Consider the following 1,825-nt stretch of genomic DNA (forward strand, 5'->3'; position numbering starts at 1 on the left):
CAATAAATTGATAAGCAGAAAGGTCCACATCCTTAAAATCGAACGCAATATCCACCCTATTGACCTTAGGGTACTTCATAGTCGATAAAACCTTCTCAGCACCCTCTATGTCGCATTTACTAGGATTAAAATCAAATCGTATAGGTTTTACGTTGTGTTCATCAGTCCACTGAAGGAACGAACCATCTTCACAATGAAATGATTTTCGATAAGGAAAAGCACTAGGTGTAACTTTTTCGATATACGAAAACGAATAATTATTTACTCTGTTTGCAAACTTTCCAGAATCTTCACCAACAACAACTAAATTATCAATCAAAACATTTTCAACGAGCAATATTTTTCCCCCTAAAAGGTAAAAGGTTTTTACCCATAACCCGGTGTTACAGAGACCGGGTAAATTTTAACGATTTTTTCAGCTTGTCCCACCGTTCCCAGTCGGCATTGACATGGAACCTTTGCCCCCTAGTAACCCCAATCCTTAGAAGGCAAGGAAAAGCACCTTACCTTCCACCGCTGCGCTAGGATATACTAGGGGACTTTTCCACGTAAATGCACCGCTGCGCTCTCCTTTTCACTGGCATGACTTCACTACCTCAATATCTTTCCATACAGCGTAAAACTCTAAGTATTTAAGGTGTCTCTCTAATCCATCCATTGTCGAAAACTCTTTTTTGAACTCCCTGGTTGGCAACTTAGTAAGAACCTCATATCCCCCACTCACGTTTTCTTGAATATCAACCTCTATCATTTAAATTAACCCCCTGTCTCTCCAACTCACTCACTATTTTCGGCAAGTTCTGAACTACTTCCTTTTCTTTGATATAATTCTCGATAGCCAAATTGATCAAAGCGCTTTTAGTAAGAGCCATTTCCTCTGATTTTTTATCTAACCATTCGTTAGAACTATCAGATATCCTTGAATTTACTCGAACAGGCATTTTGTTTTCCTCCTTGTTGTAGGACTTTTGAAGGGAAGGTCTCGGCGTAATCATGGGCACATAATTATTTATCGCTACTTCCCTAATAAACTTAAACATCATTTTAACATCAATTTGCATCATTTTGCAACACATTAAAATAGCGCAGTTACCTAGCAGGTGCTACGAGGTGCCACAAGGGAACTCTCGTTAAGCACCTGCAAAGGTAATACTGCGCTTAAACTTTAATAAATATGTTATTATGCTTGTATGACATCATTTTTCTTGGCTATACGGAGCCATTTTTGAACATCATACATAATGTCGTTTCTCTTTTTGGCGAAGAGTTTCGATAAGTCTATTTCCTCGTTGGATTCCATTCTGGCGAGGATTTTTTTATATTTTAACCTGGAGGGCTTTGATAACTCATTCCACGATTCAGGAAAAGTAACTAAATAGTGAATTAACGCCTTTTCTTGCAGTGTCACACCGTCTTTTTGCAAATCAGGAACTTTGATACTCAATCCTTCAAATGGATCCATTAGAAATGGTTTAATATTAAAATTACCGCCTTTTTCATCTCTGAACTCACCATTTATTGATTTAACCCATTCTCCACGCATTTGAGCTTCCACACGCCACCAGTTACCCTCTTGGCCTTGTTCCCTAGCTTTATCATATATCCTTATCCTAAGACCGCTCTGAGGTGCTCCTATGTATAAAGTTTCTAGTCTCAAGGCTCCATCTGACCAGCTGTTTCTTTTTCTTCCTAGTTGGTCAATAAATTGATAAGCAGAAAGGTCCACATCCTTAAAATCGAACGCAATATCCACCCTATTGACCTTAGGGTACTTCATAGTCGATAAAACCTTCTCAGCACCCTCTATGTCGCATTTACTAGGATT

General features: G+C 38.7%; 4 protein-coding genes. All 4 read right to left on the reverse strand.

What is annotated here, in order from left to right:
• Positions 1-337 (reverse strand): hypothetical protein (locus O2Q26_RS18895; protein ID WP_289217299.1); only part of this gene is annotated, 337 nt, incomplete at its 3' end.
• A gap of 237 nt (positions 338-574) precedes the next feature.
• A complete protein-coding gene (locus O2Q26_RS18900; protein WP_289217300.1) occupies positions 575-751 on the reverse strand; it encodes a hypothetical protein in 177 nt (58 codons plus the stop codon).
• Positions 738-941 (reverse strand): ribbon-helix-helix domain-containing protein, encoded by a 204-nt coding sequence (locus O2Q26_RS18905; protein WP_289217301.1) that lies wholly within the window; start codon positions 939-941, stop codon positions 738-740. The genes O2Q26_RS18900 and O2Q26_RS18905 overlap by 14 nt, the downstream gene beginning before the upstream one ends.
• A gap of 239 nt (positions 942-1,180) precedes the next feature.
• The coding region (locus tag O2Q26_RS18910) for a replication initiation factor domain-containing protein (RefSeq protein ID WP_289217302.1) at positions 1,181-1,825 on the reverse strand (645 nt) is incomplete at its 5' end.

Source organism: Halobacillus campisalis (assembly GCF_030345335.1).
Classification (GTDB): Bacteria; Bacillota; Bacilli; order Bacillales; family Halobacillaceae; genus Halobacillus_A; species Halobacillus_A campisalis.

Excerpts from the sequence above, each read along its gene's own strand:
- O2Q26_RS18905 (WP_289217301.1), bottom strand. The coding sequence starts at position 941 with ATGCCTGTTCGAGTAAATTCAAGGATATCTGATAGTTCTAACGAATGG.
- O2Q26_RS18900 (WP_289217300.1), bottom strand. The coding sequence starts at position 751 with ATGATAGAGGTTGATATTCAAGAAAACGTGAGTGGGGGATATGAGGTT.